The sequence below is a fragment of the Howardella ureilytica genome (genome assembly GCF_054657495.1).
The window spans coordinates 1-202 of the sequence record NZ_BAAHYP010000040.1 but is presented as its reverse complement, the minus strand read 5'-3'; the positions used below and the strand labels follow the sequence as shown (position 1 = coordinate 202).

At 33.7% G+C, this 202-nt stretch carries 1 protein-coding gene; it reads right to left on the bottom strand.

Annotated elements, in window-relative coordinates; genetic code table 11:
- Positions 1-202: IS200/IS605 family transposase (gene tnpA, locus ACYQ1N_RS07625; protein WP_459834535.1), on the bottom strand; the 202-nt coding region annotated here is incomplete at both ends.

Sequence of the window (202 nt, the reverse complement as noted above, 5' to 3'; positions counted from 1 at the left end):
CACCTGTACTGATAAGGCAGTAGCTTTGCGACCAGAACATTTCCTTCCAAAGCGATTTTTTAATGGTTGGATATTCTTTTTTAATAAGTCTACTACTAGCTGATTTATAAGCATTTATAAATTTAGATATGTTAGTGTTTGGCTGACCTCTAAATAAAATATGTACGTGGTCTGCATCGTGATTCCATTCCTCTAAAGTAAT